Raw genomic sequence first — 21,361 nt, 5'->3', positions numbered from 1 at the left:
CTGCCGCCAAGCCTGCGGCCAAGAGCGCCAGCGCCGCCGCGAGCAAGCCCGCACCGCGCCGCGCACCGGCCCTGGCCACGCCCTCGGACCTGAGCAAGGACGCCACACGCGACCTCAGCGCCGCGCTCAGCCGCCTGCTCGCCGACGTCTTCGCGCTCTACCTGAAGACCAAGAACTTCCACTGGCACGTCAGCGGTCCGCACTTCCGCGACTACCACCTGCTGCTCGACGACCAGGCCACCGAACTCTTCGCCATGACCGACCCGATCGCCGAACGCGTGCGCAAGATCGGCGGCAATACCATTCGTTCCATCGGCCACATCGCGCGGGTCAAGCGCATCGCCGACAACGACGCCGAGTTCGTCCAGCCGCTGGACATGCTGGCCGAGCTGCAGGAGGACAACAAAACCCTCACTGCCCTGATGCGCGAAGTCCACGGCCTGTGCGACGAACACCGCGACATCGCCACTGCCAGCCTTCTGGAGAACTGGATCGACGAAACCGAACAGCGCACCTGGTTCCTCTTCGAAACCAGCCGCCGCGGCGATCCGACGGGGCATTGATCGATCCGCCAGCACCACGCAAAAGGCCCCGCAAGGGGCCTTTTGTTTTCACCGATGCCGACCGCCGCCACACCTTGCCCATCTTCGACGTCATGGTTGAAATCGGAGCGCTTGGGTGACGGAGATTCCACGGTCTAACTCGGCGGGCTCCGTAACCAGGGCCAAGCGACAAATGATGTCATCCGCCTTACGCGATTTGGAGAGTTTGGGGGTAGGTGGTTGGAGATCAGGAGTGCTTGCAGGTCATACAGGTGCAGGAATCGGCACGCTCTTCTGCACGTCAATATCGAGACTTCTTTTGCGGGTCGCTGGAGCGCCAGCGTAAAGAGCGTTTGGCTCGATATCTCGAGTAACGACGCTGTTGGCTGCCACTACGCTGTTGTCGCCGATGATGACTCCTGGAAGCACGACGGTGCCTGCCCCAATCCAGCAGTTGCTGCCTATTGATATGGGTGCGTCGAGATTCCTTTCATGGCGAATCGACGGGGATACGTGATGGGTGGTAGTGCAAAACTTGACGCCGGGACCGATAAGCGTGCGAGCGCCAATCGTGATGGGAGCGTTGTCCAGAAATATGCATCCGGTGTTGACGAAGACCCGATCACCAAAACTGATGTTGCCGTACTCGAAATAGAAGGGAGGGCGTATCACCGTGTTGCCCGGGGATATCACGCCGGTCTTCTGTAAGAGTCTGTTGTATTTCTTCTTGCCCAGGTCCGAGGCATTGAAGACCCGGCAGAAGTCTCGCGCGGTGATTCTTTTCTTGAGGCTGATCAGTAATCTGAAAAACATGATGCTTGCTGCCTGGTACGCGGCTTGAGCCCGAAACGGCGAAATCGGCACCGACAATGAATAGGCTTCAAGCCTGTTTCCTGTTGTCGTGCAGAGATTGAAACCAGTAGGCGACTGTAGATCGCAAATCTGTAGGGACTGATTCTGGAACGGCGATGTTACTGCCCGGAGGGGCTTGTCGCCACCAGGCGGCGAGTGAGGCGCAGGCCGGGGGGCTTCATCACTCAGTGGCCAAGCTAGCGCTCAGCTCGCTGGCCAGTCTGTCCCAGTCGCGCGTCGCTAAACCTGGCTCATCGTCGACGCCGCCGCCGAACTCGCAGCGCTTTGGGCAACTGCAGGTTCGACCCAGTGCGGACCGGCCAAACGGCGGATAACCCGGAGGGTCATACGCCGTACGTTCCATCCAACCCTCGTGCTTCAACGCCGCAGCCAGCCTCCCAGGCTGCGACGTGCGGGCTCTTCAATCGGCCGGCTGAAGCGCGGTAGCTCCTCCAGCGGCACCCATAACCCACCTTGCCATTCCAACAGGCTGACCCGCGCACCGTCCCAGCTGAGGAACGCCCGGCGCGGCTTCCACGCAGCGGTGGCGACCTGGTCGCGCAGCGTCGGGATCACCTCCTGGGTGAGCCAGCGGCGCAGGTGGCGATTCTCCGGGTGCTGGTAGCGGTAGAAGGCCTTGTAGAGCCCCGACTCGCTGATCAGCGTTTCGCTGTTGGCACCGCCAGCATGGGCGAGCAGGGCCTCGCGGCGTTGATCGTCCTCCAACTGGAGAACGATGCGTTCGGGATGCCGATGGCCCATCAGCCGGCAGAAATCGCGGGCGGCGAACCAGGGTTGGTCGTCGATCAGGACTGCGCGTAGCGGGCGGTTGAAGCGGAGGAAGGTGGTGGGGGTGTATGCGTCGTGCATGCTTCGAATTCCTTGTCGGAGTGAAGTGCTGCCACCTCCGCTGTCATTCGAAGGGTGGCAGACCGCGCGGGGTTGACAGACCGGGACAAGGACCGGCAGACCACAAGGGTCTCCCCGCGCGATCCGCCATTGAGCATTGCAGCAAACTGCATGCGTGCCTGTGCCTGCAGAAACATTCGCTGTTTCCGCATGCACCTGAGCGGCGCTATCGCGCCTTGTCGATTGGGCTGTCAAACCCGGCCACGGGATTGACCGTGACCGGCGCAGGATAGGCAGGTGACGAAGGGTGGGCAAGGAGAAGTGCAGGGGAGAGACGAGTTGTCGCGCAAGGAGGGGGCCCATGGAGTGGAGGCGACCCTGCAGGATTGGCGAACCGGCATCAGGAACCGGCAGACCCGAAGGCCTTCCCGCAGGGTCCGCCATGGACCGAGCAGCGAATCGCGCGAGGTTGACAGACCGGGGCTAGGAACCGGCAGGCGCGAGGCCTCCTCGCGCGATTCGTCGGCGAGCTTCGCAGGAAATTGGGAGGCTGGGGCCGCTGGCAAGGGCTTACGTCTCTTTCCAGGCGCATTGAGGATATTTCTGATCGGCCAGGAGCACTGTAGGAGCGAGCTTGCTCGCGAACCAGCCGTGCCGCCGAATCGTTCGCGAGCAAGCTCGCTCCTACAAAAGGGCGTGCCTATAGTGATCGTCTACCTTGCCCCAGGAGCCCGCCATGCTGATCCGTGCACAGACCTCGACGCTGCTCATCGTCGATATCCAGGAACGCCTTTATCCCGCCATCCACCAGGGCGAGCAGGTGCTCGAATACGCTGCCTGGCTGCTGGCACTGGCGCGGCGGTTGGGTGTGCCGACGCTGGCCAGCGAGCAGTACAGCAAGGGCCTTGGCCTTACCTTGCCGATGCTGCGTGAGCAACTGCCGGCCGAAGCGATTCTGGAGAAGATCGCCTTTTCCGCCGTGACCGATCCCGGCCTGCTGCAGATGCCCGGCGGTGAGCGCCGGCAGTTCGTGGTGTGCGGCACCGAGGCGCATGTCTGCGTGCTGCAGACCGTGCTCGGCCTTCTGGCGGAGGACCGTGAGGTCTTCGTGGTGGCCGAGGCCGTTGGTTCGCGGCGGCCCGAGGACAGGGCGCTGGCGCTGGAGCGCATGCGCCAGGCCGGCGCGGTGATCGTCAGCCGCGAGATGGTTGCCTTCGAGTGGCTGGAGCGTGCCGGCAGCGAGATTTTCCGCAGCATCAGCCGCGAGTTCATCCGCTAGCGATACCAGGCGCCGCGCGCTTCGGCGTCGTGGAAGGTCCAGGCGACGAAGCGGCTCTGCTTCTGCCCCTGGGCCATGTCCACGGTGCGTACCAGTAGTGCGCCGGCCTGCTTGAGGGCGCGGCGGAAGTCGTCGAGGTTGCCGGCCTTGGAAACCAGCGAGCTGAACCACAGCACCTGCTGCGCCACGTCCGTGCTCTCCCGCGCCATGCGCCGCAGGAAGGCGATTTCGCCGCCTTCGCACCACAGCTCGTTGCTCTGCCCGCCGAAGTTGAGCAGCGGCAGTTTGCGCGACGGGTCGAGCTTGCCGAGGTTCTTCCATTTGCGTTTGCTGCCCGCGCTGGCCTCTTCGGGTGAGGCGTGGAACGGCGGGTTGCACAGGCTGGCGTGGAAGCGTTCGTCGCTGTGCAGCAAGCCGTGGAAGATGTGCTTCGGTTCGGGCTGCTGGCGCAGTTCGATGGCTTCGGCCAGGCCCGGGTTGGCCATGACGATGTTGCGCGCCGAGGCCAGGGCGGCGGGCTCGATGTCGGCGCCGAGGAAGTGCCAGCCGTAGTCGCGGTGGCCGATCAGCGGGTAGATGCAGTTGGCGCCCACGCCAATGTCCAGCAGGCGCACGGCGTGGCCGCGCGGCACGCTGCCGGCGTTGTCCTCGGCGAGCAGGTCGGCCAGGTAGTGCACGTAGTCGGCACGGCCGGGGATCGGCGGGCAGAGGAAGTCGGCGGGAATCTCCCAGTGGGCGATGCCGTACTGCGCCTTCAGCAGCGCGCGGTTGAACACCCGCACCGCCTGCGGGTTGGCGAAGTCGATGCTCGGCTTGCCGTAGGGGTTGGTGATCACGTACTCGCCGAGCTCGGGCCTTGCGGCAATCAGTGCGGGAAAGTCGTAGCGGCCCTGGTGGCGGTTGCGCGGGTGCAGCAGGTCGGGCTTCTTCGCGGCGGGATCGCGCAGCGGCTGGGGTTTCGCGGGACGTTTCGGCGGCTTCGGCATGACGGGCGGCGGGGCAGGGGAGCGGAGGGGGATTTTCCCACAGAACCGCGCGTTCTGCTCTTCGTAGGATCGAGGGGGACGCCTAGTCCTTGCTCGCGAACAGCCCTGCGTGGAGTCGGTTCGCGAGCAAGCTCGCTCCTACAGGGGGGCGGGGTCGAGCCCGGTTCGTTGTGCGCAACTGGGTTCCCGCGTTCGCGGGAATGACGTTCGGCATGATGCGTCGTCCCCGCGAACGCGGGGATCCAGAAAACGTGCCTCAGGGGTACTCCAGCACCGCCTTGATCTTCGGAAGGTTGGCCTCGATCCAGCGCGGGTCGATGGCGCCCCAGTCGCGGATGCGGTAGTGCCCGGCGTTGTTGCGTTCGCCGTCGTGCTGCTCGAACACGCAGTCGATATCCAGGTCGGCCAGCGCGGCCAGGGTGTCCTGGGCGGTGCGGCGGGGCATGCCGGTGGCTTCCATCAGCGCCGGCACGCTGCTCGCCTTGCCGCTGTCGACCAGCCAGGCGACGTACAGGCGGCGGTAGAAACTGCTCTTGGTCTTGCTCACTTCCATGGGGTGTTCCTTGTTCTATTAGTGCAGGGGCAGCAGCCAGGGCACCAGCAGCACGCTGACGATCATCACCAGCAGGGTGAAGGGGACACCGACTTTAACGAAGTCGCCGAAGCGATAGCCACCGGGGCCGAGCACCAGGGTGTTCACCGGCGAGGAAATCGGCGTCATGAAGGCGGCCGAGGCGGCCAGCGCGACGATCATGGCGAAGGGCTCCGGCTCGGCGCCCAGGGCCTTGGCCGTGGCGATGGCGACCGGCGCCATCAGCACGGCAGTGGCCGTGTTGGAGATGAACAGGCCGATCAGCGCGGTGAGCAGGAACAGGCTGGCGAGGATCAGGTAGGGGCCGGCGCCGCCCAGCGCGGCCACCAGGCCCTGCACGGCCAGGGCGATGCCGCCGGTCTTCTGCAGGGCCAGGGCGAAGGGCAGCATGCCGACGATCAGCACCAGGCTCGGCCAGTGGATGGCGCGGTAGGCGCTGTCCATGTCGATGCAGCGGAAGGCGCCCATCAGCAGGCAGGCGATGAGCGCGGCGACCACGTTGGGCACCATGCCGCTGACCATCAGCACCACCATCAGGCCGAGGGCGAACAGCGCGTGCGGCGCCTGGCTCGCGGCGGGCACGGCTTCGTCCACCTCGGCCGGCAGGTTGAGCACCAGGAAGTCGCGACCGCTGCTCTGCAACTGGCGGATGGCTTTCCAGGTTCCGACCACCAGCAGCGTGTCGCCGACTTTCAGTTTCGCCTCCAGCAGACCTTCGACCAGCGCCTCGCCGGCGCGGCGCAGGCCCACGACGTTGAGGCCGTACTGGCTGCGGAAGGCGAGCTCCAGCACGCTCTTGCCGAGCAGCCGGGACTCCGGCGGCAGCATCACCTCGGCCATGCCGACCTCGTGGGCGCGTTCGGTGAAGTAGTCGCCGTGCAGGCTCAGCGGCTCCAGGCCGTATTCGTGGTAGAGGGCGAGCAGGTCGATGTCCGGCTGGAACAGGTCAACCAGCAGCACGTCGCCGGCCTGCAAGACCACCTCGGCGCTGGGGCTGAGGATCTTCATGCGGAAGCTCGCCAGGCGCTCGATGGCGATGACGTTGGTGCCGCGCTGCGAGCGCAGCTGGACTTCACCGAGGGTGACACCGATCAGCTTGGAGCCGGGGCGGATGCGCAAGCGGCGTTCGCGCCCGGCCAACTGGTAGTCGCGGATCAGGTCGCTGAGCGAGCGGCGTTGCGTGGCGTTGCCGCCGGCTCCTTCGTTCGCGCCAAGCCAGCGGCGGGCGACGAGCATGTAGGCCACGCCGAAGGCGAGGATCAGCAGGCCGATGGGGGTGAAGCTGAAGAAGGTGAAGCCCGGCTCGCCCTCGCGCACCAGTTCGCTGTGCACCACCATGTTCGGCGGCGTGGCGACCAGGGTGAGCATGCCCGAGATCAGCCCGGCAAAGCTCAGGGGCATCATCAAGCGAGCAGGTGAGACGCGCAGCTTCCCGGCGACGCTGAGTACTACCGGGATGAAGATCGCCACCACGCCGGTGGAGCTCATCACCGAACCGAGCCCGGCCACCGCCAGCATCAGCAGCACCAGCAGGCGGTTCTCGTCGTTGCCGGCCTTCTGCGCGAGCCATTCGCCGATGCGGTAGGCCACGCCGGTGCGCACCAGGCCTTCGCCGATGACGAAGAGTGCGGCAATCAGGATCACGGAAGGATCGGCGAAGCCGGCCAGGGCTTCCGACACGCTGAGCACACCGGACAGCGGCAGCGCGACTATCACCAGCAGGGCCACTACGTCCATCCGCGGGCGGTTGAGGATGAACAGCGCCACCGCGGTGGCGAGCAGGAACAGGACCCAGAGCAGTTGCGGATTCATGTGCTTCCCTAGCCAGACTTCGCAGCACATTCTGCCTGCGGATAAAGACGAAATGCCTTGATCCGATGCAGCTTAGCGAAGCCTGGCCGGGACGCAGCGGTGTGTCAGCTCAGCCGGGCGACGGGTGTGATCTGCCGTGGATCGGTGCGCAGTTCGATCAGCGCCGGCTTGCCGCTGGCCTGGGCGCGCTGGAAGGCGGCGGCGAAGTCCTCGGTGCGTTCGACGAGTTCACCGTGGGCGCCGAAGGCGCGGGCGAGGGCGACGAAGTCCGGGTTATGCAGTGCCGTTCCGGAGATGCGGCCCGGGTATTCGCGTTCCTGGTGCATGCGGATGGTGCCGAGCATGCCGTTATTCACCACGATCACGATCAGCGCCGCGCCGAACTGCACGGCGGTGGCCAGCTCCTGCGGGTACATCATGAAGCAGCCGTCGCCGGCGAAGCACACCACGCTGCGCTGCGGATCGCGCAGCTTGGCGGCGATGGCGGCGGGGAAGCCGTAGCCCATGGCGCCGTTGGTGGGGGCAAGTTGGCACCGCGCCGCACGATAGCGATAGAAGCGGTGTACCCACACGGCATAGTTGCCGGCGCCGTTGCTGATGACGGCGTTCTCGGGAAGGGTTTCGGCGAGGTAGCCGACCACCGCCGCGAGGTCGACGCCAGCCAGTTCGGCCGAGGGCGCCGGTGGCGTCGAATAGGCGAGGTAATCGGCGCGGGCTTCGGCCGTCCATTCGCTCCACGGGCGCTCGGTCAGCGGCGGCAGGGCATCCAGTGCGGCAGCGATGGCCGGCATGCTCGCCTGGATCGGCAGCGCGGACTGGTAGACGCGGCCCAGTTCGGCAGCGTCCGGATGGATGTGGATGAGCGTCTGCTTCGGCTGCGGGCTCTGGATCAGCGTGTAGCCGGCGCTGGGCGTTTCGCTCAGGCGCGAGCCAAGCACCAGCAGCAGGTCGGCTTCCTGCACCCGCGCGGTGAGCTTGGGCGAAGCACCGAAGCCGAGCTGCCCGACGTACTGCGCGTCGCGGTTGTCGTACAGGTCCTGGCGGCGGAACGAGGCTACCACCGGCAGGTCATTGGTCTTGGCGAAGCACTGCAAAGCATGGCGTGAGGATTCGTCCCAGCCGGTGCCGCCGATGACCAGCAACGGCTTGCGCGCGCGGCTGAGCAGGCTGCGCAGCTCATGCAGGGCGGCGGCCGGCGGGGCGGCCTGGGGAATGCGCGGAGCGGGAACGTCGGCGACCTGGGCGGAACCGAACAGCACTTCCTCCGGCAGGCCGATCACCACCGGGCCGGGACGGCCGGACTGGGCGACGGCGAAGGCCTGGGCGACCACTTCCGGAATGCGCGCGATGTCGTCGATCTCCGTGGCCCACTTGGCCAGGCCGCCGAACATCTGCCGGTAGTCCACTTCCTGGAAGGCCTCGCGGCCCATGAAGGCGCTTTCCACCTGGCCGACGAAGAGAATCATCGGCGTCGAATCCTGTTTGGCGGTGTGCACGCCGTTGGCCGCGTGGGTCGCCCCCGGGCCGCGGGTGACGAAGCAGATGCCCGGGCGGCCGGTGAGCTTGCCGTAGGCGTCGGCCATGTTCGAGGCGGCGCCTTCGTGGCGGGTGACGAAGGTGCGGATGCTGCTCGCGTCGTGCAGGGCGTCGAGCACCGGCAGGTAGCTTTCGCCGGGGATGCAGTAGACGGTGTCCACCGCATTGCCCAGCAGGGCGTCGACGAGGATCTGGCCGCCGTTGCGGACGGGGAGGTCGGACATGGTTCGGGCTCCTGTGGATAACGGGCCGCGGCCGCTCCGACGGAGCGCCGACGAGCCCCGCCGGGCGCGGCCCGGCGTGCCGATCTTCGGGGCAAAGGGGCAGGTGCGCCAAGCGACCTTTCTTCACGAGGTCATTCCGCGCCGGAATGACGCATGTGGCAATCGGTCTGGTTCGGCCCGGGGGAGGCTGGACTAAGGTGTTCGGGGTCTTTGAATCACCACGAAAGGAGGCCCGCCATGCGCTCTCAAGGATTTCATCCGCTGCTCGCGGCTCTGCTGCTAGGCACCAGCTTGCCAGCCCACGCCACGCTACCCCAGGCGCCTGGTTACATCGACGATAGCGCCTACCCGGCGGCAGCCAGGCAACGCATCCTGCCGCCGATGTTCGAGCAGAAGCTCGCCAGCACCCGCTACCTCGCCAAGGCCGGTGACCCGCTGATCACCCTCGCCGAATCCAGCGGCTTCACGCAGACCAGCGACTATCACCAGACCCGCGAATATCTGCAGAAGCTGGTCGAGGCCTCCGCCGGCAAGCTGCAGCTGACCGAGCTGCCGGAGAAGAGCGCCACCGGCGAAACGATGTTGCTGGTGACCGCCTCGACCCTGGCCGACAAGTCGCCGGCCGCGCTGAACCAGTCCGGCAGGCCGACGCTCTTCGTCGAGGCCGAGATTCATCCCGGCGAAGCCAACGGCAAGGACGCGATGTTCATGCTGCTGCGCGACATGGTCACCGGCGCCAAGCCGCTGGCCGGGTTGCTGGAGAAGGTCAACATCCTCTTCATCCCTACGGTCAACGTCGATGGCGACCTGCGCCGCAGCGCCTATGGGCGGATCAACCAGAACGGCCCGGCGGTCACCGGCTGGCGCGTCAACGGCCAGAACCTCAACCTCAACCGCGACTTCACCAAGCTCGACAGCGCGGAGATCCGCAACGTCGCCTGGGTGTTCAACCAGTACGACCTGAGCTTCTTCGCCGATACCCACTCCACCGACGGCGCCATGTACCCCTACGACAGCTCGTACTGCCACAACGGCAACGGCTGGTCGCCGGCCTCCAGCGAATGGATGGACAAGGTCATGCGCGGCCCGGTGTACAAGGAGCTGGAAGGCGACGGCCACGTGGTTCACGAGTGCATCAGCCTCAACGACAACCAGGACCCGGCCAAGGGTTACTACCCGTATCGCACAGACCTCGCGCGCTTCTCCAACCAGTACGGCGACATCCGCAACGTGCCCTCGGTCCTCATCGAGCAGCACGCGCTGCATCCCTACGAAACCCAGGTGCTGGGCAACTACGTGATGCTCAAGGCGATGTTCCAGGTGATCGGCGACAACGCCGATTCGCTCAAGGCGGCCATCGCCAAGGACCGCGAGCGCCTGCTGGCGGAGCAGGAGGTGACGCTCACCTGGAAGCCCGGCAAGGAACAGCACACGCCCTTCGTCGTCGGTGACTACCGCTACGAGCAGTCGCCGATCACCGGGGCGAAGACCATCGTATGGAGCAACAAGCCGAAGCAGCTGGAGGTGCCGATCAGCGACAACTCGGTGCCGGACCTCGTGGTCAGGCGGCCGAAGCAGTACGTGGTGCCGGTGCAGTGGAGCGAGGTCATCGCCCGCCTGAAGGCCCACGGCATCCAGATGAAGACCCTGGACCAGCCGACGCCCATCGAGGTGACGCTCTACCGCATGGACGGCATCAAGCTGGCCGGCGGCTTCGAGCCCGACCGCGCGGCGGCCAACGAGATTCCCGGCTATGAGGGGCACCTGCTGGTCAGCGGCAGCGCCAAGCCGTTCCAGCGCCTGCAGACCTTCCCGGCCGGCTCGGTGGTGATCGACACCGACCAGCCGCTGGGCGTGCTGGCGGTCAACCTGCTGACGGCCGAGAGCCCGGACTCCTTCTGGTCCTGGGGCTTCTTCAACTCGACCCTGGTGGTGGCCGAGGAGCCCGAGGAATACGTGATGGAGCCGATGGCGCGGAAGATGCTCGCCGAGGACCCGAAGCTGAAGGCCGAGTTCGAGCAGAAGCTGAAGAGCGACAAGGCCTTCGCCAAGAACCCGCAGGCGCGCCTGCAGTGGTTCTTCGAGCGCACGCCGTTCCATGACGTGAATGCCTATGTGTATCCGGTGGGGGCGGTGTTCTGAGGTTGGCTACGGCGTATAACCGCGAACGGTTGTACGCCCTACAGAAACGACAACGGCGCCCTAGGGCGCCGTTGTGCTTTACCGCCTGACCTTACAGGCTGGCGATCTTCTCGCGCTGCTGGATCAGGTTGGTGACGGCCTGCTCGGCTTCGGCGAGCTTGGCGCGTTCCTTCTCGATCACGTCGGCCGGGGCCTTGGCGACGAAGCCTTCGTTGGCGAGCTTGCCGCCGACGCGTTTGACTTCGCCTTCCAGGCGCTGGATTTCCTTGTCCAGGCGGGCCATTTCGGCGGCCTTGTCGATCAGCCCAGCCATTGGCACCAGCACCTGCAGGTCGCCGACCAGCGCGGTGGCGGACATCGGCGGCTCTTCGCCTTCGTCCAGCACGCGGATGGTTTCGAGCTTGGCCAGCTTCATCAGCAGCGGCTCGTTTTCGGCCAGGCGGCGGTGGTCCTCGGGCGAGGCGTTGTTAAGCACCAGGTCGATGCGCTTGGCCATGGAGATGTTCATCTCGCCGCGGATCTGGCGGATGCCCAGCATCAGCGCCTTGACCCACTCGATGTCACCCACGGCGGCGGCATCGATCTTCGACTCGTCGGCGATCGGCCAGGGTTGCAGCATCAGGGTGTCGCCGGACTTGCCAGCCTGGCCCTTGATGCGTTGCCAGATTTCTTCGGTGATGTACGGCATGAACGGATGCGCCAGGCGCAGCGCCACTTCCAGCACGCGGATCAGGGTGCGGCGGGTGCCGCGCTGACGCTCGATGGAGGCGTTCTCGTCCCACAACACCGGCTTGACCAGCTCCAGGTACCAGGCGCAGTACTCGTCCCAGACGAACTCGTACAGGGCCTGGGTGGCGAGGTCGAAGCGGAAGGCGTCGAGCTGGCGCGCGACTTCCTGCTCGGCGCGTTGCAGCTGGGAGATGATCCAGCGGTCCACCGAGGACAGCTCGACCGGCTCGCCATTCACGCCGCAATCCTTGCCGTCGGTGTTCTCGATGACGAAGTTGGCGGCGTTCCACAGCTTGTTGCAGAAGTTGCGGTAACCCTCGACGCGGCCCATGTCGAACTTGATGTCGCGGCCGGTGGAGGCAAGCGAGCAGAAAGTGAAGCGCAGGGCGTCGGTGCCGTAGCTGGCGATGCCTTCGGGGAACTCGGCCTTGGTCTGCTTGGCGATCTTCTCGGCGAGCTTGGGCTGCATCATGCCGCTGGTGCGTTTCTCCAGCAGCGCGTCGAGGGTGATGCCGTCGACGATGTCCAGCGGGTCGAGCACGTTGCCCTTGGACTTGGACATCTTCTGGCCGTGGCTGTCGCGCACCAGGCCGTGGACGTAGACGGTCTTGAACGGAACCTGCGCGCTACCGTCGCCGTTCTTGATGAGGTGCATCGTCAGCATGATCATCCGGGCGACCCAGAAGAAGATGATGTCGAAGCCGGTCACCAGCACGTCGGTGGGGTGGAAGGTCTTCAGGTACTCGGTCTGTTCCGGCCAGCCGAGGGTGGAGAAGGTCCACAGGCCCGAGCTGAACCAGGTGTCGAGGACGTCATCGTCCTGGCGCAGCTTGGCGTCGCCCAGGTTGTGCTTGGCGCGTACTTCCGCCTCGTCGCGGCCGACGTAGACGTTGCCGGCCTCGTCGTACCAGGCCGGGATGCGGTGGCCCCACCACAGCTGGCGGCTGATGCACCAGTCCTGGATGTCGCGCATCCAGCTGAAATACATGTTCTCGTACTGCTTGGGCACGAACTGGATGCGGCCGTCTTCCACTGCGGCGATGGCAGGCTCCGCCAGCGGCTTGGTGGAGACGTACCACTGGTCGGTCAGCCAGGGTTCGATGACGGTGCCGGAGCGGTCGCCCTTGGGCACTTTCAGCGCGTGGTCGTCGATCTTCTCGAGCAGGCCGGCGGCTTCGAAGTCGGCGACGATCTGCTTGCGCGCGACGAAACGGTCCAGGCCGGCGTAGGCGGCCGGCAGGCTGGCGTCGATTTGGTCGTTGACGCTGCCGTCGAGGTGGAACACCTGGGCGGTGGCGAGGACCGCGGCGTCCTTGTCGAAGATGTTGATCAGCGGCAGGTCGTGGCGCTTGCCGACTTCATAGTCGTTGAAGTCGTGGGCCGGGGTGATCTTCACGCAGCCGGTGCCGAACTCGCGGTCGACATAGTCGTCGGCGATGATCGGGATGCGGCGGCCTACCAGCGGCAGTTCGATGAAGGTGCCGATCAGGGCCTGGTAGCGCTCGTCTTCCGGGTGCACGGCGACCGCGCTGTCACCGAGCATGGTTTCCGGACGGGTGGTGGCGACGACCAGGTAGTCCTTGCCTTCGGCGGTCTTGTGACCGTCGGCCAGCGGGTAGCGCAGGTGCCACAGGTGGCCCTTCTCGTCGTGGTTCTCCACTTCGAGGTCGGAAATGGCGGTGTGGAACTTGGTGTCCCAGTTGACCAGGCGCTTGCCGCGGTAGATCAGGCCGTCGTCGTACAGGCGGACGAAGGCTTCCTTCACCGCGTTGGACAGGCCCTCGTCCATGGTGAAGCGCTCGCGCGACCAGTCCACGGAGGAACCCAGGCGACGGATCTGGCGGGTGATGGTGCCGCCGGACTGCTCCTTCCACTCCCAGACTTTCTCCAGGAACTTCTCGCGGCCGAGGTCGTGGCGACCGATGCCCTGGGCGGCCAGTTGGCGCTCCACCACCATCTGGGTGGCGATGCCGGCATGGTCGGTGCCCGGCTGCCACAGGGTGTTGCGGCCCTGCATGCGGCGGTAGCGGATCAGCGCGTCCATGATGGCGTTGTTGAAGCCGTGACCCATGTGCAGGCTGCCGGTGACGTTCGGCGGCGGGATCATGATGGTGTACGGCTCGCCGGAACCCTGCGGAGCGAAGTAGTTGTTCTTCTCCCAGGTCGGGTACCAGTGGGATTCGATGGCGTGGGGCTGGTAGGTCTTGTCCATGAGCGCGGCGGGACCCTTTAAGCGGCTAGACGGAAAACCGCTGAGTATAACGGCTGGCGAGGGGTGGCGGCCACCGGGGATCGGCGCGCATGGCGGCGTTTCCCGCCGGCGAGCCCGTGTAGGAGCGGACCTTGTCCGCGAATTGCGCGCATGGCGCGCGCCTACAAGGGCTCGGCGTGAGGATTTTCGCGGATGAGATCCGCTCCTACAGGGGAGCGGTTCGATGCGGTCAGGACTTGCGCTGGGCCAGCAGGCGTTGCAGGCGGGCTTCCAGTCGGCGTTGCAGCTCGGCTTCGATCTGCGGCACGAAGTCGTCGATCACGTCCTGCAGGATCAGCTGCGCCGCGGCGCGCAGCTCGCTGTCCAGGCGCGCCTGTTCGCTGTCCCAGGTGATCGGTTCGGGCGCGGCCGGCGGCTCCGGCGCCTGTTGCGGGCGCGGCGAAGGGGTCACCACGTCGGAAAGCAGCGGGATGTTGTCCGGCTCGAAGGACTCGGTGAGCAGGGGCGGGTTGCCTTCCGCTTCGCCGAGCAGATCGTGGATCGACTCGAGGTCGTCGAGCAGGTGGTCGGGGTCGGTGGTTGGTGGCTTGCGGCTGTCCATGGTTCCGAGGGAGCGTCAGAGGCGCGGCAGGCGATGGTCCTGCAAAGGATAGCCCTGGTCGCGGTAGTAACGGAAATTCTCCCGTGCCGCCTGGCGGATGGCGGGTTCCTCCACCACCAGTTCGGCGATGCGGGCGAACTTGCCGGCGAAGGCGGGCACTTGCAGGGTCAGGTTGATCAGCAGGTCGTGCTGGCCGGCCGGCGGCTCGCCGAGGCCGAGGGTCACCGCGCTGTCGGCATCTTCCTCGACCGCGTTGTGCGGCAGGAAGGCGTCGCTGCGGAAGCTCCACAGGCGCGCATCGAGCGTTTCGCGCTGGGCTTCGTCGGCGCACAGCAGGTACACCCGCATGCCTTGCCGCCAGGCCTTGTCGGCCAGGCGGCAGGCGATGGTCAGGCGCGCGTCGGGATCGGCGCTGGGGATGACGTAGAAGTCGACCCGGGTCATGCCGGCGATCCCGTACGGCGATTGCGCTTTGCCATTACTTGGCGCGGTCCAGCAGGTACTGGGTCAGCAGCGGAACCGGGCGGCCAGTGGCGCCCTTTTCCTTGCCGCCGCTGATCCAGGCGGTGCCGGCGATGTCCAGGTGCGCCCAGTGGAATTTCTTGGCGAAGCGCGAGAGGAAGCAGCCGGCGGTGATGGTGCCGGCCTTCGGCCCGCCGATGTTGGCGATGTCGGCAAAGGGGCTGTCCAGCTGTTCCTGGTACTCGTCGAACAGCGGCAGCTGCCACGCACGGTCGTCGGCCATCTCGCCGGCTTTCAGCAACTGGCGGACCAGGGCGTCGTTGTTGCCCATCAGGCCCGAGGTGTTGCTGCCCAGGGCGACGATGCAGGCGCCGGTGAGGGTGGCGATGTCCACGACCGAGGCCGGCTTGAAACGCTCGACGTAGGTCAGTGCATCGCACAGCACCAGGCGGCCTTCGGCGTCGGTGTTGAGGATCTCGACGGTCTGTCCGCTCATGGTGGTGACGATGTCGCCCGGACGGGTGGCGCCGCCGCTGGGCATGTTCTCGGCGCAGGCCATAACGCCCACCAGGTTGATCGGCAGCTGCAGTTCGAGCACGGCGCGGAAGGTGCCGAAGACGCTGGCGGCGCCGCACATGTCGAACTTCATTTCGTCCATGCCCAGGCCGGGCTTCAGGCTGATGCCGCCGGTGTCGAAGGTGATGCCCTTGCCGACCAGGACGTGCGGGGCCTCTTCCTTCTTGCCGCCGTTGTACTGCAGCACGATCAGGCGCGGCGGCTGGTCGCTGCCCTGGGCTACGGCGAGGAAGGAGCCCATGCCCAGCTCGCGCAGTTTCTTCTCGTCGAGCACTTCGACCTTCAGGCCCTTGTGTTCCTTGGCCAGTGCCTTGGCCTGCTCACCAAGGAAGCTCGGGTGGCAGACGTTCGGCGGCAGGTTGCCGAGGTCGCGGGTCAGCGCCATGCCGTTGGCGATGGCCTGGGCTTCTTTCGCGCCCAGTTCGACGGCGGCGGCATCGGCCTTGTCGGCCAGCAGGGTGAGTTTCTTCAGCTTCGGCGCTTCGGCCTTCTGGCTCTTGTAGCGATCGAACACGTAGAGGCCGTCGGCCAGGGTCTCGACCAGCAGGCGTGCCTTGCCATGGGCGTTGCGGCCCTTGACCGCCAGCTCGCCCAGGGCCAGCACGGCATCGCCGCCACCGAGGCTCTTCAGGTTGCCGAGCACGGCGGAAACCAATTTGCGGTACTGGCGGTCGGAGAGTTCGCGTTCCTTGCCGGCGCCGACCAGCAGCACGCGCTCGGCCTTAAGGTTGGGCAAATTCTGCAGCAGTAGAGTCTGGCCGACCTTGCCGGCCAGGTCTCCGCGCTTGAGCAGGCTGGCGATGGCACCGCCGCTGGCGGCGTCCACGGCCTTGGCGGCGTTGCCGAGCTTGCGGCCTTCGCTGACGGCGACGACCAGGGTGGCGGTCTTCAGGGTTTCCGGACTGGCGCTTTTTACAAGGAATTCCATGGCAAGGTGTCCCCAATCGAAGGGTCGAGATGGCGAAAGGCTTACGGTCGCGGCTGGGTGTATGCGCAGTGACAGCTCCGGCGAATCGCAGGATAATGCCGGGTATTTTTCACCGGTCCGTGTCTGCGCGGGCCGGCAGAGCCTCGAGGCGGCTAGTTTGAGCGTAGCCGGCCGAGCGTGACAACCCTGGAGTGCCCGGTTTGATTGTCTTCCGTTACCTCTCCCGCGAAGTCCTGGTCACCATGAGCGCGGTCAGCGCCGTGCTGTTGGTGATCATCATGAGCGGCCGCTTCATCAAGTACCTGGCCCAGGCGGCTCAGGGCGCACTCGAGCCAGGGTCGCTGTTCATGATCATGGGCGTGCGCATGCCCGGCTTCCTGCAACTGATCCTGCCGCTGGGCCTGTTCCTCGGCATCCTGCTGGCCTATGGCAGGCTGTACCTGGACAGCGAGATGACCGTGCTCACCGCCACCGGCATGAGTCAGCAGCGCCTGCTCGCCTACAGCATGGCGCCGGCCCTGCTGGTGGCCCTGCTGGTGGCCTGGCTGAGCCTGTCGCTGGCGCCCAAGGGCATCGAGCGCATGCAGCTGATCCTCAACAAGCAGGACGCCATGACCGAGTTCGACACCCTGGCTCCGGGGCGTTTCCAGTCGATGCGCGACGGCAGCCGGGTGACCTACACCGAGCAGCTGTCCAACGACCGCGCGCAGCTCGGTGGGGTGTTCATCGCCGAGAAGAATCCGCCGCACAACGGCAAGCCGGGCACTGATGCGGTGCTGGTGGCGCACCACGGCGTGCAGCAGATCCATCCTGACGGCAGCCGCTACCTCATCCTCAGCGATGGCTACCGCTACGACGGCGTGCCGGGCCAGGCCGACTACCGGGCAATCAAGTACGACACCTACGGCGTGCTGCTGCCCAAGCCGGAAGTGAGCAGCGAGATCGATGACCGCGACGCCATCCCCACCAGCGAGCTGCTGGCCAGCAAGGAGCCGCGCATGCGCTCGGAGCTGCAGTGGCGCCTGTCCATCCCGTTGCTGGTGTTCATCGTCACCGTGCTGGCGGTGCCGCTGTCCAAGGTCAACCCGCGCCAGGGGCGCTTCCTCAAGCTGCTGCCGGCCGTGCTTCTGTACATGAGCTACCTGGCGCTGCTGATCACTACTCGCGGCATGCTCGACAAGGGCAAGATCCCGCTGGGCATCGGGCTCTGGTGGGTCCACCTGCTCTTCCTCGCAATCGGCCTGCTGCTGGTCTACTGGGAACCCCTGAGATTGAAGTGGGCGGCTTCCCGTACCCGTTCCGTCGAGGAGCGCCAGCATGCGTAAGCTCGACCGCTACGTCGGCGCGACCGTCTTCCTGTCCATCCTTGCAGTGCTGGGCGTGATCCTTGGCCTGTCGATGACCTTCGCCTTCATCGATCAGCTCGGCGCGCTGGACGAGAGCTACACCCTGGGTGCCGCAGCCAAGTACATCCTGCTTACCACCCCAAGCCGGATCTACGACCTGTTGCCGATGGCCGCGCTGATCGGCTGCCTGGTCGGCCTCGGTACCCTGGCCAGCAACAGCGAGCTAACCATCATGCGTGCTGCCGGCGTGTCGCTGCAGCGCATCGTCTGGGCGGTGATGAAGCCGATGCTGGTGCTGATGTTCGTCGGCATCCTGATCGGCGAGTACGTCGTGCCCTATACCGAAAACCAGGCGCAGAGCGATCGTGCCCTGGCCCAGAGCGATGGCGGCGTGGTGAGTTCGCGCAACGGGCTGTGGCACCGCCAGGGCCAGGAGTTCATCCACATCAACGTGGTGCAGGCCGATGGGCTTCTGCTTGGCGTGACCCGCTACGACTTCGACGAGCAGCACCAGCTGCTGCGTTCGAGCTTTGCCAAGCGCGGGACTTTCCAGAACGGCCAGTGGGTGCTGGAAGACGTCACCACCACTGTGCTGCACCCGCAGGAGAAACGCAGCGAAGTGCAGCAGCAGGCGACCGAGTCCTGGAATATCGAGCTCAGTCCGAAACTGCTGAGCACCGTGGTAATGGAGCCGGAGTCGCTCTCGATCAGCGGTCTGTGGGACTACATCCACTACCTGCAGGAACAGGGCCTGAGCAGCAGCCGCTACTGGCTGGCGTTCTGGACCAAGGTCCTGCAGCCGGTGGTCACTGCGGCACTGGTGCTGATGGCGATTTCCTTCATCTTCGGCCCGCTGCGCAGCGTGACCCTCGGCCAGCGCGTGTTCACCGGCGTGCTGGTGGGCTTCACCTTCCGTATCGCCCAGGACCTGCTCGGTCCGTCCAGCCAGGTGTTCAACTTCCCGCCGCTGCTGGCGGTGCTGGTGCCGGCAGCGATCTGTGCGCTACTCGGCGCCTGGTTGCTCAAGCGAGCGGGGTGAGCCGGCAAACGCCGCGATACCACGCATAAAAAAGCCCGGCTGCCTTTGGCGCCGGGCTTTTTTCATGGTGACGCGCTTCAGCCGCGGCCCTGGGTCGCCTTGCGCACGTCCTTGGGGATCTGGATGACCACGCTTTCCGAGTAGCGGTCCTGCCAGGTGCGCTTGTCCTTGTCCCAGAGCATCCACAGGAAGCCCAGGCCGGCGCACAGCCAGGAGGCGATGGCGATGACGAAGCGCAGCAGCGCCTGAACCAGGCTGATCGCGCTGCCGTCGCGGTTCTGCACACGGATGCCCCAGACCTGCATGCCGAGGGTCTGGCCCTTGTGGGTCCAGAACTTCGCGAAGAAGGCGAACAGACTGATGAACAGCAGGCTGGACAACACCGGATCGCCGATCAGGCCGCCCTGGTCGGCGAGCTGCTTCAGGCGCTCGCTGCCGAGGATCAGGCGCAGCACCACCTGCTGGTAGAGCAGGGTGACCACCATCATCAGCGCCACGCAGAGCAGGAAGTCGTAGAACATCGCGGCGAAGCGACGCAGCAGCGGGGCGGGCGGGAAATTTCCTGATGGCTGGAGCGAGGGCTTGGACATAGTGTGGCCTGTGCGCTGGCGTGGGGCGGGGGCGATCCCGGCGGTGGCCGGGGATTATACGGACTTCGCCGTCTCATGTTGGCCGACAGGGTGCCGCACGCGGGCTACGCTTGCCGCAGGCGCTGCGGGCAATTGGCAGGCCTTGGCGCGCCGCAGCGGCGGGGCGCCGAACCGGTGGAATTTCAGGGATGCCGCTATCAAACAAGGCCAGGCGCCGCTGGCTGGTGCGTGCGCTGTTCTCGCTAGCAATGGCGATGCTGCCGCTGGCTGTGGGCGGGGCGATCGTCTACTGGCAGACGCTGGCGAGTCTGCAAAAGGAAGCCAGGCATGCCGCCAGCGAGGCGGAGCGTTTGGTCGACGTAATGCTGGCCAACGCGGTGGGAGCGGCGCGCACCACCATCGCCTATTCGGCCGGCGATTGCCTGGATGCCGAGCCGGTCCTGCGGCAACAGGTCGCGATAGTGCCCTTCGTCCGCTCGCTCAATCTGACCCGCGATGAGCGCATCTTCTGCACCTCGCTATACGGCCCGTACGACCGCCCGGTAGACGTGCCGGCCTATACCGATGGCCGCCTGCTGCTGATGGCGGGCAACGAGGTCACGCCCACTACCTCACTGCTGGTCAATCGAATGGTCGACGGGCGCTTCGGTGTACTCGCGACCATCGATGGCCGCTACGTGACCAGCGTTCTGCAGTTGGTGGATCTGCGCTCGGAATTGCAGCTGCAGGTCGGGGGTCGCTGGATGGACGAGGAGGGGAACGTCCACCTCGGCCCGCCTGAAGCGCTACCGCTGGGACATGCCAGCGTGCCCTCGGATCGCTTCCCGTTCAGCGTGATAGGAGGTTTCAAAGCCGGGGAGCAATGGCGCTACATGCGCGAGGACAGCTGGCCGTTGCTGTTGGGCCTGTCCCTGCTCGGCGTGCTCTCCGGCATCAGCAGCTATTGGCTGTGGGGCCGCGCAGGGACACCGACCCGCGAGCTGGAGCGCGCGCTGCATGCCGGCGAATTCGTGCCCTACCTGCAGCCGCTGGTGGACGGTGCCAGCGGGCGCTGGGTCGGCGCCGAGGTGCTGATGCGCTGGAAGCACCGCAGCGAAGGCCTGGTCAGCCCCGACCTGTTCATTCCCATGGCCGAGCGCTGCGGCCTGATCGTGCCGATGACGCGCTCGTTGCTCAATCAACTGGCCCTAGGGCTGGGGCCGCACGCCGGCCTGTTGGGGCAGGGCTTCCACCTGGGCGTCAACATCAGTGCCGAGCATTGCCGGGGAAACAGCCTGATCAACGATTGCGCGGATTTCCTGGGGGCCTTCGCACCGGGCAGTCTGGGCCTGATGCTGGAGCTGACCGAGCGCGAGATGATCGAGGCCAGCGAGGGTATCCGCGATCTCTTCGAGCAGCTGCGCGCCTTGGGCGTGACCCTGGCGATAGACGATTTCGGCACTGGGCAGTCGCGCCTGACCTACCTGGGCGAGTTCCAGGTGGATGCGTTGAAGATCGACAAGATATTCGTTGCCTCCATCGGCACCGACAGCCTGATGCGGCACATCCTCGACAGCATCGTCGAACTCTCGGCCAAGCTCGACCTGCTGGTCATCGCCGAGGGCATAGAAACGCCGGAGCAGCGCGATTACCTGCTTGGCCATGGAGTCGACTGCCTCCAGGGCTACCTGTTCGCCAAGCCCATGCCGCTGGCAGACTTCATTACCGGGTTGCGTGCTGGCAGGTGCGGACAAGCTGGGGAGGCGCCGTTTGACAAGGGCGACGCCTAAGCCCGGTGGCCAAGCGCAGCCGGGCTTTGGTGCGCTCGTCAGGCCGCCGAGGCGCTGTAGGAGGGAGACTGGTTGTAGTACTTGATGCAGGCCTCGAGTCGGGTTCGGGACTCGCTGTCCAGCGCCAGGAACTCCATGCCGTAGTTGTGGCACTCCTCGCTCCGGGTCTGCCATTTCACCTGAGCGCGCACCGGGAAGGACACCTGCCGGTCGTATTCCGCCCAGTTGTCGCTGGGTTGCTAGATCAGTAGGTCGAGGCTGTCGCTTTCGACGACCTTCAGTGGCTGGGCCAGCT

At 65.9% G+C, this 21,361-nt stretch carries 18 protein-coding genes; 6 read left to right on the top strand and 12 right to left on the bottom strand.

What is annotated here, in order from left to right; genetic code table 11:
- Positions 1 to 71: 71 nt before the first annotated feature.
- A complete protein-coding gene (locus ACA097_RS07505) occupies positions 72 to 563 on the top strand; it encodes a Dps family protein (RefSeq protein WP_043256937.1) in 492 nt (163 codons plus the stop codon).
- Between the two features lie 243 nt (positions 564 to 806).
- Here the strand turns inward: ACA097_RS07505 and ACA097_RS07500 are convergent, their stop codons facing one another.
- Positions 807 to 1,406 (bottom strand): sugar O-acetyltransferase, encoded by a 600-nt coding sequence (locus tag ACA097_RS07500; protein ID WP_371370491.1) that lies wholly within the window; start codon positions 1,404 to 1,406, stop codon positions 807 to 809.
- Positions 1,407 to 1,772: 366 nt separating this feature from the next.
- Positions 1,773 to 2,264, bottom strand: coding sequence for a Bro-N domain-containing protein (locus ACA097_RS07495; RefSeq protein ID WP_371369454.1), 492 nt, complete (start codon positions 2,262 to 2,264; stop codon positions 1,773 to 1,775).
- 715 nt (positions 2,265 to 2,979) lie between these two features.
- On the opposite strand from ACA097_RS07495, the gene ACA097_RS07490 reads away from it, so the two are divergent.
- Positions 2,980 to 3,522, top strand: coding sequence for a hydrolase (locus tag ACA097_RS07490; protein WP_371369451.1), 543 nt, complete (start codon positions 2,980 to 2,982; stop codon positions 3,520 to 3,522).
- Here ACA097_RS07490 and rlmF read toward each other — a convergent pair.
- The 4 genes from rlmF to ACA097_RS07470 form a co-directional block, all read right to left on the bottom strand.
- Positions 3,519 to 4,508 carry a 23S rRNA (adenine(1618)-N(6))-methyltransferase RlmF gene (gene rlmF, locus ACA097_RS07485; protein WP_371369449.1) on the bottom strand — a complete coding sequence of 330 codons (990 nt, stop codon included), beginning with the start codon at positions 4,506 to 4,508 and terminating at the stop codon, positions 3,519 to 3,521. The genes ACA097_RS07490 and rlmF overlap by 4 nt on opposite strands.
- Positions 4,509 to 4,764: 256 nt before the next feature.
- The gene (locus ACA097_RS07480; protein WP_043249529.1) at positions 4,765 to 5,061 is read right to left on the bottom strand and encodes a helix-turn-helix domain-containing protein; all 297 of its coding nucleotides are present in this window, start codon (positions 5,059 to 5,061) and stop codon (positions 4,765 to 4,767) included.
- An 18-nt stretch (positions 5,062 to 5,079) separates the two neighbouring features.
- Positions 5,080 to 6,912: an SLC13 family permease gene (locus ACA097_RS07475; RefSeq protein WP_371369447.1), complete on the bottom strand. Its 1,833-nt coding sequence runs from the start codon at positions 6,910 to 6,912 to the stop codon at positions 5,080 to 5,082.
- A 104-nt stretch (positions 6,913 to 7,016) separates the two neighbouring features.
- The gene (locus ACA097_RS07470; protein WP_371369445.1) at positions 7,017 to 8,672 is read right to left on the bottom strand and encodes a thiamine pyrophosphate-binding protein; all 1,656 of its coding nucleotides are present in this window, start codon (positions 8,670 to 8,672) and stop codon (positions 7,017 to 7,019) included.
- Between the two features lie 237 nt (positions 8,673 to 8,909).
- On the opposite strand from ACA097_RS07470, the gene ACA097_RS07465 reads away from it, so the two are divergent.
- On the top strand, positions 8,910 to 10,814 hold the full coding sequence (locus ACA097_RS07465; RefSeq protein ID WP_371369443.1) for a M14 family metallopeptidase: 1,905 nt from the start codon (positions 8,910 to 8,912) through the stop codon (positions 10,812 to 10,814).
- Between the two features lie 91 nt (positions 10,815 to 10,905).
- Here the strand turns inward: ACA097_RS07465 and ACA097_RS07460 are convergent, their stop codons facing one another.
- The 4 genes from ACA097_RS07460 to ACA097_RS07445 all read right to left on the bottom strand — a co-directional run bounded on the left by ACA097_RS07460 (position 10,906) and on the right by ACA097_RS07445 (position 16,322).
- Positions 10,906 to 13,755 (bottom strand): valine--tRNA ligase, encoded by a 2,850-nt coding sequence (locus tag ACA097_RS07460; protein ID WP_371369441.1) that lies wholly within the window; start codon positions 13,753 to 13,755, stop codon positions 10,906 to 10,908.
- 229 nt (positions 13,756 to 13,984) lie between these two features.
- Positions 13,985 to 14,356: a DNA polymerase III subunit chi gene (locus ACA097_RS07455; RefSeq protein WP_371369439.1), complete on the bottom strand. Its 372-nt coding sequence runs from the start codon at positions 14,354 to 14,356 to the stop codon at positions 13,985 to 13,987.
- Positions 14,357 to 14,371: 15 nt separating this feature from the next.
- Positions 14,372 to 14,800 carry a DNA polymerase III subunit chi gene (locus ACA097_RS07450; protein WP_160285921.1) on the bottom strand — a complete coding sequence of 143 codons (429 nt, stop codon included), beginning with the start codon at positions 14,798 to 14,800 and terminating at the stop codon, positions 14,372 to 14,374.
- 34 nt (positions 14,801 to 14,834) lie between these two features.
- On the bottom strand, positions 14,835 to 16,322 hold the full coding sequence (locus ACA097_RS07445) for a leucyl aminopeptidase (protein WP_371369437.1): 1,488 nt from the start codon (positions 16,320 to 16,322) through the stop codon (positions 14,835 to 14,837).
- 200 nt (positions 16,323 to 16,522) lie between these two features.
- On the opposite strand from ACA097_RS07445, the gene lptF reads away from it, so the two are divergent.
- Together lptF and lptG are read left to right on the top strand one after the other, a co-directional pair.
- Positions 16,523 to 17,647 carry an LPS export ABC transporter permease LptF gene (gene lptF / locus ACA097_RS07440; protein ID WP_371369435.1) on the top strand — a complete coding sequence of 375 codons (1,125 nt, stop codon included), beginning with the start codon at positions 16,523 to 16,525 and terminating at the stop codon, positions 17,645 to 17,647.
- On the top strand, positions 17,640 to 18,707 hold the full coding sequence (gene lptG, locus ACA097_RS07435; protein ID WP_160285924.1) for an LPS export ABC transporter permease LptG: 1,068 nt from the start codon (positions 17,640 to 17,642) through the stop codon (positions 18,705 to 18,707). The genes lptF and lptG overlap by 8 nt, the downstream gene beginning before the upstream one ends.
- Before the next feature lie 77 nt (positions 18,708 to 18,784).
- Here lptG and ACA097_RS07430 read toward each other — a convergent pair whose 3' ends face one another.
- On the bottom strand, positions 18,785 to 19,297 hold the full coding sequence (locus ACA097_RS07430; RefSeq protein ID WP_160285925.1) for an RDD family protein: 513 nt from the start codon (positions 19,295 to 19,297) through the stop codon (positions 18,785 to 18,787).
- A 188-nt stretch (positions 19,298 to 19,485) separates the two neighbouring features.
- Here ACA097_RS07430 and ACA097_RS07425 point away from each other — a divergent pair, with 188 nt between their 5' ends.
- Entirely contained in the window at positions 19,486 to 21,066 is a 1,581-nt protein-coding gene (locus ACA097_RS07425; RefSeq protein ID WP_371369433.1) for an EAL domain-containing protein, read from the top strand.
- Positions 21,067 to 21,104: 38 nt separating this feature from the next.
- Here ACA097_RS07425 and ACA097_RS07420 read toward each other — a convergent pair whose 3' ends face one another.
- Positions 21,105 to 21,245, bottom strand: coding sequence for a hypothetical protein (locus tag ACA097_RS07420; protein ID WP_371369431.1), 141 nt, complete (start codon positions 21,243 to 21,245; stop codon positions 21,105 to 21,107).
- Positions 21,246 to 21,361: the final 116 nt, after the last annotated feature.

It is taken from the genome of Pseudomonas sp. QL9 (assembly GCF_041409665.1).
Taxonomy (GTDB): Bacteria; Pseudomonadota; Gammaproteobacteria; order Pseudomonadales; family Pseudomonadaceae; genus Pseudomonas; species Pseudomonas knackmussii.
Note: the sequence above shows the minus strand (reverse complement) of the source record. Positions and strands in the feature narration are given on the sequence as shown.

What these genes read in the sequence shown, in the direction of transcription:
- ACA097_RS07450 (WP_160285921.1), bottom strand. Translation starts at nt 14,800, where the DNA reads ATGACCCGGGTCGACTTCTACGTCATCCCCAGCGCCGATCCCGACGCG.
- ACA097_RS07475 (WP_371369447.1), bottom strand. Translation starts at nt 6,912, where the DNA reads ATGAATCCGCAACTGCTCTGGGTCCTGTTCCTGCTCGCCACCGCGGTG.
- ACA097_RS07465 (WP_371369443.1), top strand. Translation starts at nt 8,910, where the DNA reads ATGCGCTCTCAAGGATTTCATCCGCTGCTCGCGGCTCTGCTGCTAGGC.
- ACA097_RS07470 (WP_371369445.1), bottom strand. Translation starts at nt 8,672, where the DNA reads ATGTCCGACCTCCCCGTCCGCAACGGCGGCCAGATCCTCGTCGACGCC.
- ACA097_RS07445 (WP_371369437.1), bottom strand. Translation starts at nt 16,322, where the DNA reads ATGGAATTCCTTGTAAAAAGCGCCAGTCCGGAAACCCTGAAGACCGCC.
- ACA097_RS07430 (WP_160285925.1), bottom strand. Translation starts at nt 19,297, where the DNA reads ATGTCCAAGCCCTCGCTCCAGCCATCAGGAAATTTCCCGCCCGCCCCG.
- ACA097_RS07455 (WP_371369439.1), bottom strand. Translation starts at nt 14,356, where the DNA reads ATGGACAGCCGCAAGCCACCAACCACCGACCCCGACCACCTGCTCGAC.
- ACA097_RS07425 (WP_371369433.1), top strand. Translation starts at nt 19,486, where the DNA reads ATGCCGCTATCAAACAAGGCCAGGCGCCGCTGGCTGGTGCGTGCGCTG.
- lptG (WP_160285924.1), top strand. Translation starts at nt 17,640, where the DNA reads ATGCGTAAGCTCGACCGCTACGTCGGCGCGACCGTCTTCCTGTCCATC.
- ACA097_RS07495 (WP_371369454.1), bottom strand. Translation starts at nt 2,264, where the DNA reads ATGCACGACGCATACACCCCCACCACCTTCCTCCGCTTCAACCGCCCG.
- ACA097_RS07460 (WP_371369441.1), bottom strand. Translation starts at nt 13,755, where the DNA reads ATGGACAAGACCTACCAGCCCCACGCCATCGAATCCCACTGGTACCCG.
- ACA097_RS07480 (WP_043249529.1), bottom strand. Translation starts at nt 5,061, where the DNA reads ATGGAAGTGAGCAAGACCAAGAGCAGTTTCTACCGCCGCCTGTACGTC.
- ACA097_RS07490 (WP_371369451.1), top strand. Translation starts at nt 2,980, where the DNA reads ATGCTGATCCGTGCACAGACCTCGACGCTGCTCATCGTCGATATCCAG.
- rlmF (WP_371369449.1), bottom strand. Translation starts at nt 4,508, where the DNA reads ATGCCGAAGCCGCCGAAACGTCCCGCGAAACCCCAGCCGCTGCGCGAT.